This window comes from Saccharothrix hoggarensis, from assembly GCF_042678885.1.
In the GTDB taxonomy this organism is placed as follows: domain Bacteria; phylum Actinomycetota; class Actinomycetes; order Mycobacteriales; family Pseudonocardiaceae; genus Actinosynnema; species Actinosynnema hoggarensis.
Window position 1 is genome coordinate 1 of sequence record NZ_JBHTLK010000516.1, and the last position, 756, is coordinate 756.

General features: G+C 77.4%; 1 protein-coding gene. It reads left to right on the top strand.

Translation table 11 applies throughout. The features are described from left to right. A partial coding sequence (locus ACFQ3T_RS36875; protein WP_380730841.1) for a S8 family serine peptidase occupies positions 1–756 on the top strand: 756 nt, incomplete at both ends.

The following is a 756-nucleotide window of genomic DNA, read 5'->3' on the forward strand; positions in this document are numbered from 1 at the left end:
CGCCTGCCACGACCCCGAGCCCGCGCGGCCGGTGATCCGGGAGCTGCCCTGGGCGCAGCAGGCGCTCAACGTGCGGCGGGCGTGGCCGCACAGCACCGGCGCCGGCGTGCTCGTCGCCGTCGTGGACACCGGCGTGGACCGCGACCACCCGCAGCTCGGCGCGGCGGGCAAGGTCGAGCGGGGCCAGGACTTCCACCTGGTCGGCGACCTGCCGGGCGACTTCGACTGCGGTTCGCACGGCACCGCCGTGGCGAGCGTCGTCGCCGCCGACCCGGTCGAGGGCGTCGGCTTCCACGGGGTCGCGCCGGGCGCGCGGGTGCTGCCCGTGCGGGTCGCCGACCGGAACCTCGACGGCGACACCGGCGCGGTGAACGCCCTCGACCCCGTGGTGCTGGCCCGCGGCATCTGGTACGCCGCCGACCAGGGCGCGAAGGTGATCAACCTGTCGCTGGCGGGCCAGGAGGACAACCGGTACGTGCGGGACGCCGTGGCGCACGCGGTGGCGATGGACGCGGTCGTCGTGGCCGCCGTCGGCAACCGCCAGCCGGACGACGGCTCCCGCCTCCCGTCGTTCCCCGCCGGGTACGACGGGGTGCTGGGCGTCGGCGCGATCGACATCGCCGGCGACCGGGTGGCGGGCTCGCAGGTCGGCGACTACGTGGACCTCGTCGCACCCGGCGCGGCGGTGGCGGGCGCGACCCGTGCGGGCGGCCACGCGTACTGGCAGGGCACGAGCTTCGCCGCGCCGTTCGTGGC